Origin of the sequence: Stutzerimonas stutzeri (genome assembly GCF_024448955.1) — a bacterium.
Classification (GTDB): domain Bacteria; phylum Pseudomonadota; class Gammaproteobacteria; order Pseudomonadales; family Pseudomonadaceae; genus Stutzerimonas; species Stutzerimonas stutzeri_AQ.
Map to the genome: position 1 here is coordinate 133,542 of NZ_JAMOIH010000006.1, position 14,875 is coordinate 148,416.

Annotated in this window: 13 protein-coding genes; 9 read left to right on the forward strand and 4 right to left on the reverse strand. The window is 63.9% G+C overall.

From position 1 onward, the window contains the following. Positions 1-133 precede the first annotated feature (133 nt). Both ubiX and mpl read right to left on the reverse strand, forming a co-directional pair. Complete coding sequence (gene ubiX / locus NA645_RS08525) at positions 134-763, reverse strand: flavin prenyltransferase UbiX (RefSeq protein ID WP_256048441.1); 630 nt, start codon at positions 761-763, stop codon at positions 134-136. Positions 764-948: 185 nt separating this feature from the next. Then, positions 949-2,298, reverse strand: coding sequence for a UDP-N-acetylmuramate:L-alanyl-gamma-D-glutamyl-meso-diaminopimelate ligase (gene mpl / locus NA645_RS08530; RefSeq protein WP_256048442.1), 1,350 nt, complete (start codon positions 2,296-2,298; stop codon positions 949-951). 212 nt (positions 2,299-2,510) lie between these two features. Here mpl and exaC point away from each other — a divergent pair, with 212 nt between their 5' ends. The 4 genes from exaC (at position 2,511) to eutC (ending at position 7,973) form a co-directional block, all read left to right on the forward strand. Then, positions 2,511-4,031: an acetaldehyde dehydrogenase ExaC gene (exaC, locus tag NA645_RS08535; protein ID WP_256048443.1), complete on the forward strand. Its 1,521-nt coding sequence runs from the start codon at positions 2,511-2,513 to the stop codon at positions 4,029-4,031. 191 nt (positions 4,032-4,222) lie between these two features. After that, complete coding sequence (gene eat, locus NA645_RS08540) at positions 4,223-5,671, forward strand: ethanolamine permease (protein WP_256048444.1); 1,449 nt, start codon at positions 4,223-4,225, stop codon at positions 5,669-5,671. A gap of 10 nt (positions 5,672-5,681) precedes the next feature. Then, complete coding sequence (locus tag NA645_RS08545; RefSeq protein ID WP_256048445.1) at positions 5,682-7,073, forward strand: ethanolamine ammonia-lyase subunit EutB; 1,392 nt, start codon at positions 5,682-5,684, stop codon at positions 7,071-7,073. 105 nt (positions 7,074-7,178) lie between these two features. Then, positions 7,179-7,973: an ethanolamine ammonia-lyase subunit EutC gene (gene eutC, locus NA645_RS08550; protein WP_256048446.1), complete on the forward strand. Its 795-nt coding sequence runs from the start codon at positions 7,179-7,181 to the stop codon at positions 7,971-7,973. A 107-nt stretch (positions 7,974-8,080) separates the two neighbouring features. On the opposite strand, the gene NA645_RS08555 is transcribed toward eutC, so the two are convergent. Next, positions 8,081-8,509 (reverse strand): RidA family protein, encoded by a 429-nt coding sequence (locus NA645_RS08555; protein WP_256048447.1) that lies wholly within the window; start codon positions 8,507-8,509, stop codon positions 8,081-8,083. Next, positions 8,509-9,030 carry a carboxymuconolactone decarboxylase family protein gene (locus NA645_RS08560; RefSeq protein WP_256048448.1) on the reverse strand — a complete coding sequence of 174 codons (522 nt, stop codon included), beginning with the start codon at positions 9,028-9,030 and terminating at the stop codon, positions 8,509-8,511. Before NA645_RS08560 ends, NA645_RS08555 begins: the two co-directional genes overlap by 1 nt. Positions 9,031-9,164: 134 nt before the next feature. Here NA645_RS08560 and sigJ point away from each other — a divergent pair, with 134 nt between their 5' ends. From sigJ to NA645_RS08585, 5 genes are all read left to right on the forward strand, one after another. Then, the gene (gene sigJ, locus NA645_RS08565) at positions 9,165-10,073 is read left to right on the forward strand and encodes an RNA polymerase sigma factor SigJ (protein ID WP_256048449.1); all 909 of its coding nucleotides are present in this window, start codon (positions 9,165-9,167) and stop codon (positions 10,071-10,073) included. A 32-nt stretch (positions 10,074-10,105) separates the two neighbouring features. Further along, positions 10,106-10,918: a zinc-dependent peptidase gene (locus tag NA645_RS08570; RefSeq protein ID WP_256048450.1), complete on the forward strand. Its 813-nt coding sequence runs from the start codon at positions 10,106-10,108 to the stop codon at positions 10,916-10,918. 138 nt (positions 10,919-11,056) lie between these two features. Next, positions 11,057-11,584, forward strand: a complete 528-nt coding sequence (gene ppa, locus NA645_RS08575) for an inorganic diphosphatase (RefSeq protein ID WP_256048451.1) — start codon at positions 11,057-11,059, stop codon at positions 11,582-11,584. A 261-nt stretch (positions 11,585-11,845) separates the two neighbouring features. Beyond that, positions 11,846-14,119, forward strand: coding sequence for an MHYT domain-containing protein (locus NA645_RS08580; RefSeq protein ID WP_256048452.1), 2,274 nt, complete (start codon positions 11,846-11,848; stop codon positions 14,117-14,119). A 137-nt stretch (positions 14,120-14,256) separates the two neighbouring features. Next, a complete protein-coding gene (locus tag NA645_RS08585; protein WP_423836571.1) occupies positions 14,257-14,775 on the forward strand; it encodes an ATP-dependent zinc protease in 519 nt (172 codons plus the stop codon). Positions 14,776-14,875 lie beyond the last annotated feature (100 nt).

Genomic DNA, 14,875 nt, shown 5'->3' on the forward strand with positions numbered 1-14,875 from the left:
GAACTTGTTCGGCCGTTGATCTGCCAATTTGAAACGCCGGCCGAATAAATTCGGCCCTACGGATGCATCCGCAGGCATTTGCCGCGGCTTCTCGTCCAGCCTCCAGCCTCTAGCGTTTTTATCGGCTTTTATCTCACTCGTCGCTGACGAAATGGTGTTCGCCCCAGCGCGGCAGCATGTCCTGAGGAATCTGCAGCAGATTGAGGATGCGCGCGACGACGAAATCCACCAGGTCATCGAGGGTCTGCGGCTGGTGGTAGAAGCCGGGCGAGGCCGGCAGGATCACCGCGCCCAGGTTCGACAGCTTGAGCATGTTCTCAAGATGAATGCTCGAATAGGGCGCCTCGCGCGGCACCAGAATGAGCTGGCGGCGCTCCTTGAGGGTGACGTCAGCCGCGCGTTCGATCAGGTTGTTGCAAGCGCCGGTGGCAATCGCCGAGAGCGTGCCGGTCGAGCACGGCACCACCACCATGGCCGTCGGCGCACCGGAACCCGAGGCCGGTGGGGCCATCCAGTCTTCCTTGGCGAACACACGGATCTGTCCGGGCGCGGCGCCGGTGTACTCAGAAAGAAACGCCTGCATGGCCTGCGGCTTGGCGGGCAGCACGACATCGGTCTCGGTCGCCATTACCAGCTGTGCCGCTTTGGAAATCAGGAAATGAACCTCGCGGTCTTCCTGGATCAGGCAGTCCAGCAAGCGCAGGCCGTACTGCGCGCCTGAAGCGCCGGTCATGGCCAAGGTGATGCGTTCCGGTCCGTTCATTGATGCTCTGATTCCTGGATTGCGTCAAGCACGCGATGGGCTGCGCCCATCCTACAAGATCCTGCCCCCGGCCCGTGGATCGGTCGGGCCGCGTAGGTGATACCGTAGGATGGGTGAAACCCATCACCTACGCCGTTCGCGAGTTTGGGGGTGAAAAACCGCGAGGCGTTTGCCACCTTAAGCGATCAGCGCAACGCCTCAGCCAGCTTGTTATGCAAGCCACCAAAACCACCGTTGCTCATCACCACCACCTGAGTGCCCGGCGTGGCGTCGGCCTTGACCTTGGTGATGATCGCCTCCAGCGAGTCGCATACGGTCGTCTCGACGGGCGAGCCGGCGACCGTCGCGGCCAGGTCCCAGCCGAGATTTGGCGGCGCATACCAGATCGCCTGATCGGCCAGCGCCACCGATTCGGCCAGGCCTTCACGGTGTGCGCCCAACTTCATGGAATTGGAGCGCGGCTCGACCACGGCAATGATCGGCGCATCGCCGACGCGCTTGCGCAGGCCATCGAGGGTAGTCGCGATGGCCGTCGGGTGATGGGCGAAGTCGTCGTAAATGGTCACGCCATTAACGTCTGCGACCTTTTCCATGCGTCGCTTGACGCTGCGGAACTCACTCAGCGCTTCGGCTCCCTGCTTGGGCAATACACCGACATGGCGCGCCGCCGCGAGCGTGGCCAGCGCGTTATTGACGTTGTGCTGACCAGTCAATTCCCAGTCCACCACACCCTGCACAGCGCCGTCGAAGATCACTTCGAAGCGCGAGCCGTCGGCGCTGAGCAGGTTGGCCTGCCATTGCCCGCCTTCGCCGGATGTCTGCACCGGTGTCCAGCAGCCCATGCCGATCACGCGCTTGAGCGCCTGTTCCGATTGCGGATGAATGATCAGCCCCTCGCTGGGCACGGTGCGTACCAAGTGGTGAAACTGCCTTTCGATCGCAGCGAGGTCCGGGAAGATATCGGCGTGGTCGAATTCAAGATTGTTCAGAATCGCCGTACGCGGGCGGTAATGGACGAACTTGCTGCGCTTATCGAAGAAGGCGCTGTCGTACTCGTCCGCCTCGACCACGAAAAACGGCGTGCCGCCCAACCGCGCGGAGATGCCGAAGTTCTGCGGCACGCCGCCAATGAGAAAGCCCGGGCTCATACCGGCGTGTTCCAGCACCCAGGCCAGCATGCTGCTGGTGGTGGTCTTGCCGTGTGTGCCCGCGGCGGCCAGCACCCAGCGGCCCTGCAGCACATGGTCGGCCAGCCATTGCGGGCCGGAAACGTAGGGCAGCCCCTTGTTCAGCACGTACTCCACCGCCGGATTACCGCGCGACAGCGCATTGCCGATCACCACCAAATCCGGCGCCGGATCGAGCTGGCTCGGCTCATAGCCCTGGGTCAACTGAATACCCTGGGCTTCCAGTTGAGTGCTCATGGGGGGATAGACATTGGCATCGGAACCGGTGACGCGATGGCCCAGTTCCTTGGCAAGCACCGCAAGCGAGCCCATGAAGGTGCCGCAGATGCCGAGAATATGGATATGCATGAATGACCTCTGGATTGGCCACGCCGGGATCCGGAATCACGGAACGTCGGGCGAAAACTGCGCCGCAGATTAGCACAGGCGGCCCGGCACAGCCCGCCGCGCGCATCGAGACACGGGCACGCCCATACGTCGTCTCGCTCGCGGACCGTCAGGCCTTGATCTACGCTGATCACAGCAGTCCACACGGCAATTACAAGATCCGGAGACGCATCATGCGCTACGCCCATCCCGGCACCGAAGGGGCCCTCGTTTCCTTCCAATCCCGCTACGGCAACTTCATTAACGGCCAGTTCGTCGAACCGGTTGGCGGGCAGTATTTCACCAACACTTCGCCGGTCAACGGCCAGCCCATCGCTGAGTTCCCGCGCTCAGACGCGGCCGATATCGAGAAGGCGCTGAACGCCGCTCATGCCGCTGCCGACGCGTGGGGCAAGACCAGCGTGCAGGCCCGCTCGTTGATCCTGCTGAAGATCGCCGATCGCATCGAAGAAAATCTGGAAAAGCTCGCCATCACCGAAACCTGGGACAACGGCAAGGCGGTACGCGAGACGCTGAACGCCGACATCCCGCTAGCCGCCGACCACTTCCGCTACTTCGCCGGTTGCATCCGCGCCCAGGAAGGCACCAGCGCCGAGATCGACGAGCACACCGCCGCCTACCACTTCCACGAGCCGCTGGGCGTGGTCGGGCAGATCATTCCGTGGAACTTCCCGATCCTGATGGCCTGCTGGAAACTCGCTCCGGCTTTGGCCGCTGGTAACTGCGTGATCCTGAAACCCGCCGAGCAGACGCCGCTGGGCATCACCGTGCTGGCGGAAATCATCGGCGACCTGCTACCGCCGGGCGTGCTCAACATCGTCCAGGGCTTCGGCAAGGAAGCCGGCGAAGCACTGGCCAGCAGCAAACGCATCGCCAAGATCGCCTTTACCGGCTCCACCCCGGTGGGTTCGCACATCATGAAGATGGCGGCCGAGAACATCATCCCCAGCACCGTGGAGCTGGGCGGCAAGAGCCCGAACATCTACTTCGAAGACATCATGCAGGCCGAGCCGACCTTCATCGAGAAAGCCGCCGAAGGGCTGGTGCTGGGTTTCTTCAACCAGGGCGAAGTCTGTACCTGCCCCTCGCGGGCGTTGGTGCAGGAGTCCATCTACGCACCGTTCATGGAAGCGGTGATGAAGAAGGTCACGCAGATCAAACGCGGTGATCCGCTGGATACCGAGACCATGGTCGGCGCCCAGGCCAGCCAGCAACAGTTCGACAAGATCGTCGGCTACCTGGACATCGCCCGGCAGGAAGGTGCCGAAGTACTCACCGGCGGCGGTGTCGAGAAGCTCGAAGGCTCGCTCGCCACCGGCTATTACATCCAACCGACCCTGCTCAAGGGCCACAACAAGATGCGCGTGTTCCAGGAGGAAATCTTCGGCCCGGTGATCGGTGTGACCACCTTCAAGGATGAAGCCGAAGCGCTGGCCATCGCCAACGACACCGAGTTCGGCCTGGGCGCCGGCGTCTGGACCCGCGACATCAACCGCGCCTATCGCATGGGCCGGGGGATCAAGGCCGGCCGCGTATGGACCAACTGCTACCACCTGTATCCGGCACATGCCGCGTTCGGTGGCTACAAGAAGTCCGGCGTCGGACGCGAGACCCACAAGATGATCCTCGACCACTACCAGCAGACTAAAAACCTGTTGGTCAGCTACGACATCAATCCGCTGGGCTTCTTCTGATGGCTGGCGTGGGTAGCTGATGCCGCCCACGCTCGAACAAGACACCTGCCGGGCTCCGCCGTGGTGCTGCGGAGCCCGCAAAAGGTGCGTTCCTGCCGGACTTCGCTGACAAAACACCGCGAATGCAAGGTTCGCGGCGCAGGGCATGACGCTTGCTAGGGAGACGCCAATCCAACAACGAGGGATTCCCCATGGCTTTCGAACACAGCAGTGCGACCCCACCGCAACATGCCGTAGATTTCGAAGCAGTCGGCAGTAGCTATTTCCAGGAACGCGAACTGAAGAAAGGCGCCGCCGGCTGGGTGCTGCTGGTCGGCCTCGGCGTCGCCTACGTGATTTCCGGCGACTACGCCGGCTGGAACTTCGGCCTGGCACAGGGCGGCTGGGGCGGGCTGTTCATCGCCACGCTGCTGATGGCAACCATGTACCTATGCATGTGCTTCTCGCTTGCCGAGTTGTCGTCGATGGTGCCCACCGCCGGCGGCGGTTATGGCTTCGCCCGCACCGCGTTCGGCCCGCTGGGTGGCTTTCTCACCGGCACGGCGATCCTCATCGAATACGCCATCGCGCCAGCGGCCATCGCGGTGTTCATCGGCGCCTACTGCGAGTCGCTGTTCGGCATCGGCGGCTGGATGATCTACCTCGCCTTCTATATCGCCTTCATCGGCATTCATATCTTCGGCGTCGGTGAGGCGCTCAAGCTGATGTTCATCATCACCGCCGTCGCGGCGCTGGCGCTGGGCGTGTTCATCGTGGCGATGGTGCCGCACTTCTCGGTGGCCAACCTGCTGGACATCGCGCCCACCACCGCGGCTGGCGCCAGCGCTTTCCTGCCGTTCGGCTACGTGGGTATCTGGGCGGCGATTCCCTATGCCATCTGGTTCTTCCTCGCGGTCGAAGGCGTGCCGCTGGCCGCCGAGGAAACCAAGAACCCGCAGCGCGACATGCCGCGCGGGCTGATCGGCGCCATGCTGGTCCTGCTGGCCTTTGCCGGACTGATCCTGCTGGTCGGACCGGGCGGCGCCGGTTCCAGCACGCTGATCGAATCCGGCAACCCTCTCGTGGAGGCGCTGACCACCGCTTATGGGTCCTCAACCTGGATGAGCGGCTTCGTCAACCTGGTGGGCCTGGCCGGGCTGATCGCCAGTTTCTTCTCGATCATCTTCGCCTACTCGCGGCAGATCTTCGCGCTGTCGCGGGCCGGCTACCTGCCGCGCAAGCTGTCGCTGACCAACCGCAACAAGGTGCCGGTGCTGGCGCTGATCGTGCCGGGCGTGATCGGCTTCGTCCTGTCGCTGACTGGCCAGGGCGACCTGCTGATTCTGGTGGCGGTGTTCGGTGCCACCATCTCCTACGTGCTGATGATGGCCTCGCACATCACCCTGCGCCTGCGCCGCCCGGACATGCATCGCCCGTACAAGACACCCGGCGGCATCTTCACTTCCGGCGTCGCGCTGGTGCTGGCGTGCATCGCCGTGGTGGCGGGCTTTCTGGTGGACCCGCGGGTGGTGATCGGTGCGGCGATCATCTACGGCGTCTTCATCGCCTATTTCGCGCTGTACAGCCGACATCACCTGGTCGCCGGCACGCCGGAAGAGGAGTTCGCGGCGATCGAGAACGCCGAGGCAACGCTGAAGTAAGGAGGCAGTCATGACGTACTCGCACAGCGTGGGCGGCACCACCTGGCGTTTCGACGACCTGCGCGAGCTGATGGCCAAGGCCAGCCCGGCGCGCTCCGGCGACCTGCTCGCCGGGGTCGCCGCCAGCAGCGATGCCGAACGCGTGGCGGCACAAATGTGTCTAGCCGAAGTGCCGCTCAAGCGCTTTCTCGAAGAGGCGTTGATCCCGTACGAGCGCGACGAGGTCACCAGGCTGATCATCGACAGCCACGACGCGACGGCCTTCGCCCCGGTCAGCCACCTGACCGTGGGCGACTTTCGCAACTGGCTGCTCGGCGATGAAGCCGACGGCGCCGCGCTGGCGGCTCTGGCACCGGGGCTGACGCCGGAGATGGTCGCAGCCGTATCGAAGATCATGCGCGTGCAGGACCTGATCCTGGTGGCGCAGAAGCCGCGCGTGGTGACGCGATTCCGCAACACCATCGGCCTGCAGGGGCGTATGTCTACCCGCCTGCAACCCAACCACCCCACCGATGACGGTGCCGGCATCGCCGCGAGCATCCTTGACGGCCTGCTCTACGGCAACGGCGATGCGGTGATCGGCATCAACCCGGCTACCGACAGCACCAGCGGCATCTGCGAGCTGCTGAAGATGCTCGACGCCATCATCCAGCGCTACGAGATCCCAACCCAGGCCTGCATCCTCACCCACGTCACCACCTCCATCGCGGCGATCGAGCGCGGCGCGCCGTTGGATCTGGTATTCCAGTCCATCGCCGGCACCGAGGCGGCCAATGCCAGCTTCGGCATCAGCCTGGCGACCTTGCAGGAAGGTTACGAGGCCGGCCTGTCGCAGAAGCGCGGCACCGTCGGAGACAATCTGATGTACTTCGAAACGGGCCAAGGCAGCGCGTTGTCGGCCAACGCACACCACGGCGTCGACCAGCAGACCTGCGAGGCTCGCGCCTATGCGGTGGCGCGCCGTTTCAAGCCGCTGCTCGTGAACACCGTGGTCGGCTTCATCGGCCCGGAATACCTCTACAACGGCAAGCAGATCATCCGCGCCGGGCTGGAGGACCATTTCTGCGGCAAACTGCTGGGCGTGCCCATGGGTTGCGACATCTGCTACACCAACCACGCCGAAGCCGACCAGGACGACATGGACATGCTGCTGACCCTGCTGGGCGCGGCCGGCATCAACTTCATCATGGGCATCCCTGGCTCGGACGACGTGATGCTCAACTACCAGACCACCTCCTTCCACGACGCGCTCTACGTGCGTCAGGTGCTGGGCCTGCGCGCGGCGCCGGAATTCGCGGAATGGCTGGCGAAGATGCAGATTCTTCGGCAGGACGGCAATCGGCTGCACCTCGGGCGCGAACTGCCCGAGCCGTTCCGCCGCGCGCTGGAGCGACTGACCTGAAACCAGCACGCGCTCCCCTGTAGGAGCGAGCTTGCTCGCGAAAAAAGCATCGGCATCGCCCGTTTCGCCAGCAAGCTGGCTCCTACACCACGAACACGAGGCCCTATGAACGAACGGACACCAACCATCGCCAACCCCTGGCAGCACCTGCGCCAGCTCACCCCGGCGCGCATCGCTCTCGGCCGGGCTGGCACCAGCCTGCCCACCAAAGCACAGCTCGATTTCCAGTTCGCCCATGCCCAGGCGCGCGATGCCGTGCATTTGCCGTTGGACAGCGAGGCGCTAAAGAACGAACTGCAGCAGCACGGCATCGATTGCCTGCACCTGCACAGCGCAGCCGCGGATCGGCAGGTTTACCTGCAGCGACCGGATCTGGGCCGGCGACTCGACGAAGCCAGCGCCACGATGCTTGATGATTATGCGAGCACGGGCTGCGACCTCGCCCTGGTGATCGCCGACGGCCTGTCAGCCCTCGCCGTGCAGCGCCACGCCACGCCGATGGCGCTGAAGATCGCCGAGCACTGCCGCACCGAAGGCTGGTCGCTGGGGCCAGTCGCCGTCGTCGAACAGGGCCGCGTGGCCATTGCCGACGAAATCGGCGAACGCCTCAAGGCCCGAATGGTGGTGATCCTGCTGGGCGAACGTCCCGGCCTCAGCTCGCCGGACAGCCTGGGCCTGTATTTCACCTGGGCGCCGCAAGTCGGCCGCCACGACGCTCAGCGCAACTGCATCTCCAACATCCGCCCCGAAGGTCTCGCCTACAACCTGGCCGCGCATCGTCTGCTGTATCTCATGCGCGAAGCCTGTCGCCGCCAGCTCTCCGGTGTGCAATTGAAGGACGAAGCCGAGGTGCCGACGCTGGACGGCGAACCCCGCGCCGGCAATTTCCTGCTGGGCTGAAACTCCAGCGCGTATTCATTGAAGCGCCACTACGCGCTCCGACGAGCCAGACCGTTTCGTCCGCAAACCACCACAGACCGGAGGCGAGCCGCACGATGCAGCGGCAGTCACACCTCGGGCAGCAACACCACCGCCTCGATCTCGAAGAGCATGCCATCCAGCGCCAGGCGTGGCACCGGGATCAGCGTGCAAGCCGGCTTCGGTCCCGATCCCAGCGCGCCGACCAACTCCTCGCCGAACACCTGCAAACGTGCCTCGCTGTGGTCGACGATAAGCACGGTGAGTTTGGCGATCTGCTGCGCAGTGCCACCCACCGCCTCGATGGCGAGGCGGAGATTGGCCAGGGCCTGGCGGACCTGTTCGCGAAAATCCTCGGACAAGCGCCCGTCGACAGTCTCGCCACCCTGCCCGGCGATGAATGCGAGCCGGGCTCCGGGCGGCAGCAACGCCACATGGGAATAGCCATGGGGCGCCGGGTCGTACAGACCCGGCGGATTGAGCAGCGACAGGCCGTTGCGGCCCGAATGGTCAGTCATTACTTACTCCTCTCGGTAACGCCACGCAGATCGGCAAAGCGCTCCAGCGCGCGCTTCATCGCCCCATCCAGATCACCAGGTCGGTACTGCCCCGGTTCGCGCCCGAAGGCGACGCTCAGGCGGTTCCAGCTGTTGATCACGACGAGGGCGAAGGTCAGCCGGGTGATCACCCGCGGCGAGAAATGCTCGGTCAACTCACCGTAGCAGCGGTCGAGCGTTTCGCCATCCGGCAGCTCGGTGACGGCCTCGGCCCATGCCAGCGCGGCACGTTCGGCCGGACTGTAGACATTGGCCTCACGCCAGGCCGACAGCAGCAGGATGCGCGGCAGCGGCGTATCCAGCGCCAGCAGATCCTTGCTGTGCATGTCGATGCAATAGGCGCAACCGTTGAGTTGCGAGGCGCGCAGCTCCATCAGCTGCAGCAGTTGCGGATCCAGATCGGATTCGTGCAGGTAGCCGCTGATAGCCGTCAGTGCTTGCAGTGGCAGCGGGTCGGCGTGCTTGAGGTAGTCGAGTCGCATGGGAATTCTCCGGCTTAGTCATGAGTGACATTGCCAGGACGTACCCAGCGGGATCGTTGTGACAGCTCGTCTCGACTGTCACAACGGCGCGCGTCGGACCGTCCATACTGGATCAACCGTCACGAGGAGCCGCCGTGCAGAATCGCGCCCATTACTACGAAGGATTGCGTCCGCGCCTGTTCGGTCTGGCTTACCGCCTGCTGGGCAGCCGCGCCGATGCCGAAGATCTGTTGCAGGATGCCTGGTTCAAATGGAGCGCGGCCGACCCTGCGGCGATCCGCGATGCAGAGGCCTGGCTGGTCACCGTGGTAACCCGGCTGGGCATCGATCAGCTGCGCCAACGCCGCGCTCGCCGCGAGGAATATCTTGGCCCCTGGTTGCCGGAGCCGCTGCTGGGCAGCATCGACCACGAAGGCGAACGCTTGATCGAACTCGGCGCGGACATTTCCATGGCCTTCTTGGTGGCGCTGGAGCGACTGGGCGCCGAGGAACGCGCAGCCCTGCTGCTGCGCGACGTGCTGGAACATTCCTACGAGCAGATCGCCGAAACGCTGGGCAAAACCCCTGCGGCCTGCCGCCAGATCATCAGCCGCGCCCGCCGTCGGGTGCGCGACGAGCGGCCACGCTTTGTCGTCGACGCCGCTGCACATCGTCGCTTGGTCGAGCGCTTTGCCACGACCCTGCTGGACCCCAACGGCACGGCCTTCGCCGAACTGCTCGCCGAGGACGTCAGCTGGATCGCCGACGGCGGCGGCCAAGTTACTGCCGCCTCGAAGGTGTTGCACGGCGTGCGCGCCTCGGTGCGGCTGGCTGTCGGCATCGCCCGCCGCGCGGATGGCCAATGGCAAACCCGGGTCGCCTGGATCAACGGCGAACCCGGCGTGCTGGTGCTGCATGGCGAGCGCATTCATGCCGCGATGACCTTGGTCAGCGACGGCCAGCACATCCGGCACATCTACTCGGTGGTCAACCCGCACAAGCTCGCCGGGGCAGGCCTGGAGCAGCACGCTGATGCCCTTGCCGCGTCCACCCGCGGCGCTTAATGTGAGCGCCCCGCCCCGCTGGAACTTCGTGCATGTGGTCCTTCCGCGCCTGGCAGCGCAAACGCATCCTCGCCCGCAACCCGATCAGCGCTGAGCTGTGGCGCCGCGTGGTCGACAGCCTGCCGATCCTCGATGGCTTGAGCGACGAGGAACTAACGCGCCTGCGCGAGCGCGCCGTGCTGTTTCTGCACGAAAAGCGCCTCACCGCGCTGCCGGGCGTCGAATTGCAAGCCGAAGATCGCCTGCGGCTGGCGCTGCAGGCCGAGTTGCCGCTGCTGCACCTGGCCGAGCTCGGCTGGTATCGCGGCTTTCATGAGATCGTGCTTTATCCCGATGACTTCCTCAGCCCGCAGAAATATCGCGACCCGGCTGGCGTCGAGCACGAATGGGACGGCGAGCACAGCGGCGAAGCCTGGCCGCAGGGGCCGGTCATCCTCGCCTGGCCCGGCGTGCAGGAAAGCGGCGGCTGGGACTGCTACAACCTGGTGATCCACGAACTGGCGCACAAGCTCGACATGCTCAACGGCGATGCCAACGGCCTGCCGCCGCTGCACCGCAACATGCACATCGAAGCCTGGGCAAGCGCGATGCAGAGCGCCTACGACCAACTCGACGCCGTGCTGGATGCCGATCCGGATGCCGACACGCCGATCGATCCCTACGCCGCTGAAAACCCGGCGGAGTTCTTTGCCGTCACCAGCGAATACTTCTTCAGCGCGCCGGATGTGCTGCACCAGGCCTTTCCCGAGGTCTACGCGCAGCTGGCGGCCTTCTATCGACAGGATCCGCGGACACGCCTGCAGCAGCTGCAGCACAGTCATCCGCAGTACGCGGAACCTCATTGAGTTCGGGTCGTCGAATGCGCGCCTTTTTGCCGGCAAGGGTTCACACGACCGGCATGGCAAAACGCCCGACAGTGCGCCTATAATCGCGCCCACTTTTTTTCGCCCCAGGCCGCGTTGGCCGACCACGGAGCAATGTTCATGAGCTACAGCAAAGTCCCGGCCGGCAAAGACCTGCCCAACGACATCTACGTCGCCATCGAGATCCCGGCCAACCACGCGCCGATCAAATACGAAATCGATCACGACACCGACTGCCTGTTCGTCGACCGTTTCATGGCCACCCCGATGTTCTACCCGGCCAACTACGGCTTCATCCCGCATACCCTGGCCGACGACGGTGACCCGCTGGACGTGCTGGTCGTGACGCCTTACCCGGTCGCACCGGGCTCGGTCATCCGCTGCCGCCCGGTCGGCGTGCTGAACATGACCGACGAAGCCGGCGGCGACGCCAAGCTGATCGCCGTCCCCCACGACAAGCTGACCCAGCTGTACGTGGACATCAAGGAATACACCGACCTGCCTCCGCTGCTGATCGAACAGATCAAGCACTTCTTCGAGAACTACAAGGATCTGGAGAAGGGCAAGTGGGTCAAGGTCGAGGGCTGGGGCAACGCCGACGAAGCCCGCGCAGCAATTACCAAGGCGGTTGCGGCTTACCAAAAATAAGCCAATACCGTTAACGGAAAGCCGGCCCACGAGGCCGGCTTTTTTATGTTTTCAGGTTTTTGTTTTCGGCTGGACCAAAAACCTGAAAGGGCACCGCCTCGCCTGCCCAATCAGTAGCCACACCTTTCCCGTTCGTGAAACACCCGCAAGCTCACCTCCATGTGGCTGGCGATCGCATCTCCGGACCAACGACCTGGCGCTCTTGGACGTCCCGTGCAATATATACAGGGCGATCGCCTCGAAGTCTGAATGGATCCCTCGATGCTAACCACGTACAACACTGCATTGGTGAGCCTGTCCATCCTGATTGCCATTGCCGGCTCCTTCACGGCGCTCGACCTGGCCAGCCGCGCCCGCGCTTCGGCCGATTGGATGCGGCATGCGTGGTTATGCGCAGCGGCCGTCTGCATGGGCGGCAGCATCTGGTCGATGCACTTCGTCGGCATGCTTGCCTTCGGCATGCCCGGTATGGAAATCCAGTACGACCTGGCGCTCACCCTCTGGTCGTTGGTCGTGCCGATTGCGGTGACGGCGATCAGTTTTTTTGCCGTCGGCATTCGCGGGCTGGGCCGCAAGACGCTCGGGATCGGCGGTCTGTTCATGGGGCTGGGGATTGGCGCCATGCACTACATGGGCATGGCCGCGATGACCATGCATGCCGAGCTATCCTACGACCCGTTTTGGGTGGTTATCTCTCTGATCATCGCAATCGGTGCGGCCACCGTAGCGCTCTGGCTATCGGCTCGCGGCCGACGCCTGATACTGCAGGCCGTCTCGGCCGTGGCGATGGGCTTTGCCGTGGCTGGCATGCACTACACGGCCATGGCCGGCGCGCGTTTCACCCCGCTGCACGATGCGATGCCCGCGCCGCACGACAGCGGTCTGGATCTGTTGACGCTGGCGTTATCGGTCGCTGGCTCGACCTTCATCGTGCTGTTCTTCGGCCTTGCCGCCTCGATGCATGACCGACGCATGGCGATCATCAGCGAGCGCGAAGCAGCGGCCTTGCGCCAAAGCGAGGAGCGGTTCCGCGAGCTGTACAGCAAGACACCGTTGCCGCTGCATTCGCTGGATGACGAAGGCCGGATCGAGTCGGTCAGCGAGGCCTGGCTCGTACTGATGGGCTATCGCCGAGGCGACGTGATCGGGCGGCCGCTGATCAATTTCATGACCGAAAGCTCGGCGCGCCAGATGCTCAGCCAGGACTGGCCGGCATTGCTCGAAACCGGCGAATGCCTCAACGCCGAGTATCGCCTGGTGGCTAGGGCCGGCGTGTTCATCGATGTGCTCGCCTCCACGCGCCTCGAGCAGACTTCTCGCGGCGCGCTCATCATCGGCGGCCTGGTGAACATTACCGAACGCCGGCACGCCGAGGCCGCGCTCCGGCAGGCGCAGAAGCTGGAAGCGATTGGCAAGCTGACCGGTGGCATCGCTCATGACTTCAACAATCTACTCGCCGTGGTCAGTGGAAATCTCGAACTGCTGCGCAAGCGGCTGCCGAACGACACGGCCCGAACCAGCACGCTGATCGAAAACGCCTTATTGGCCACACAGCGTGGCGCCAGCCTGGTCCAGCGCATGCTGGCGTTCGCCCGCAAGCAGGACTTGAACCCCAGTTCCGTCGTGCTACCGGACGTGGTGATGAGCATGCGGGAGCTGCTGCAGCGCTCGGTGGGGACCAATATCGCCATCGAAACGCGATTCTCTCTGAGTCTGCCGCCTGCCTACGTCGATGCGAATCAGCTCGAAATGGTGTTGATCAATCTGGTGGTCAATGCACGGGACGCCATGCCGACAGGCGGCACGATCTGCATCGAAGGCCAGCCGCGTTCCTTCAGGGCACCAACGGAACAATCGATGCAGGAGTTCATCGCCCTGATCGTGCGCGACGACGGCATCGGCATGAGTCCGGAGACGCTGGCCCGGGCAACCGAGCCCTTCTTCACGACCAAGGGGCCGGGCAAGGGCACCGGACTCGGCCTCTCGATGGCTCATGGCCTGGCCGAGCAATCGGGCGGGCGATTGGAAATGGCGAGCCAGCCGGGCAAGGGAACGACCGTCGAACTGTGGCTACCCTTGGGCGTCCCGGCGCTGATGGCTACCCCGGCATCCGAACATCCAGACGAACCCATCGCGGCGCCGGTCCCCGCCTTGTCGATTCTCGTGGTAGACGATGACCCACTGGTACTCGCCAATACCACCGAGCTACTCGAGGACCTGGGACATCGAGTCACCGCGGTCGGCGATGGCGAGGCGGCCCTGGCTATCCTTCGCCAGCATGAGGCCTTCGATATTTTGGTCTCAGATCAAATGATGCCCGGCATGACCGGCACCCAACTGGCCAAGATCGTCAAAATCGAAAGGCCCAAGCTGCCGGTCCTGTTGGTCAGCGGCTATGCGGAACTGTCCGAGGACGGTCGCCCGCTGCACACGCTGGCCAAGCCGTTTACGCAGCACACGCTCAGCGCAGCGATCGGCGACACGCTGGGGCGCCCGAATTCGCGTGTCGTGGTACCGCTGCATAACCGCCGTTGAAGCGTGCGGGCGCGTGTCCCGACCCGGCTCGCTGATCGTTCATCGATAAAACCTGAACGGATTCGGGCGCGCCGACTCTATCGAAACCACGGCTTTCGCTGATTTCGAGGTGATAGATGCGCCATCCGACACGCTTCATCCGTACCCGACTCGTCCCGATAACGCTGGCGGCCCTGCTGCTGTCACCAGGCATGGCGACAGCAGCCGCCGACTCGCCACAGGTACTCGGCTGGGTCGAGGAAGGGCTGATTCTTCCGGAAAAAGTAGCGGTGAAGTTCAAGCTCGATACCGGCGCGTTGACCTCTTCTATGCATGCGGAAAATATCGACCGTTTCGAGAAAGACGGTGAGGACTGGATACGTTTCACCGTCGAACTGGAAGACATCAACACCGAAAAGCAGGTGAGGACGCGTCTGGAGCGGAAGATGGTCCGGGACCTCACGGTACGGGGCGCGGGCGGTGCCGAGGATCGCCCAGTCGTAATGATGAAAGTCTGCCTAGGCAATCAAGTCTATGAAGAGCAGTTTTCGCTGAACGACCGGGACAAGATGAACTACCCCGTGCTGATTGGCCGTCGCACGCTGGAGAAGATCGGCCCGGTGGATTCATCCAAGACATTCACCGTCGAGCCGAGCTGCGCTGACGCCGGCAGCTGATCCGTACCGCACGCTCGAATGACCGCACCGATCCACAGCTCATCGCCTGGCTGCAACTCCCTTATTGCCCCTCCGGTCAACTGAAAGCGCCACCGCTGCA

What these genes read in the sequence shown, in the direction of transcription:
- ubiX (WP_256048441.1), bottom strand. Translation starts at nt 763, where the DNA reads ATGAACGGACCGGAACGCATCACCTTGGCCATGACCGGCGCTTCAGGC.
- mpl (WP_256048442.1), bottom strand. Translation starts at nt 2,298, where the DNA reads ATGCATATCCATATTCTCGGCATCTGCGGCACCTTCATGGGCTCGCTT.
- exaC (WP_256048443.1), top strand. Translation starts at nt 2,511, where the DNA reads ATGCGCTACGCCCATCCCGGCACCGAAGGGGCCCTCGTTTCCTTCCAA.
- eat (WP_256048444.1), top strand. Translation starts at nt 4,223, where the DNA reads ATGGCTTTCGAACACAGCAGTGCGACCCCACCGCAACATGCCGTAGAT.
- NA645_RS08545 (WP_256048445.1), top strand. Translation starts at nt 5,682, where the DNA reads ATGACGTACTCGCACAGCGTGGGCGGCACCACCTGGCGTTTCGACGAC.
- eutC (WP_256048446.1), top strand. Translation starts at nt 7,179, where the DNA reads ATGAACGAACGGACACCAACCATCGCCAACCCCTGGCAGCACCTGCGC.
- NA645_RS08555 (WP_256048447.1), bottom strand. Translation starts at nt 8,509, where the DNA reads ATGACTGACCATTCGGGCCGCAACGGCCTGTCGCTGCTCAATCCGCCG.
- NA645_RS08560 (WP_256048448.1), bottom strand. Translation starts at nt 9,030, where the DNA reads ATGCGACTCGACTACCTCAAGCACGCCGACCCGCTGCCACTGCAAGCA.
- NA645_RS08570 (WP_256048450.1), top strand. Translation starts at nt 10,106, where the DNA reads ATGTGGTCCTTCCGCGCCTGGCAGCGCAAACGCATCCTCGCCCGCAAC.
- ppa (WP_256048451.1), top strand. Translation starts at nt 11,057, where the DNA reads ATGAGCTACAGCAAAGTCCCGGCCGGCAAAGACCTGCCCAACGACATC.
- NA645_RS08580 (WP_256048452.1), top strand. Translation starts at nt 11,846, where the DNA reads ATGCTAACCACGTACAACACTGCATTGGTGAGCCTGTCCATCCTGATT.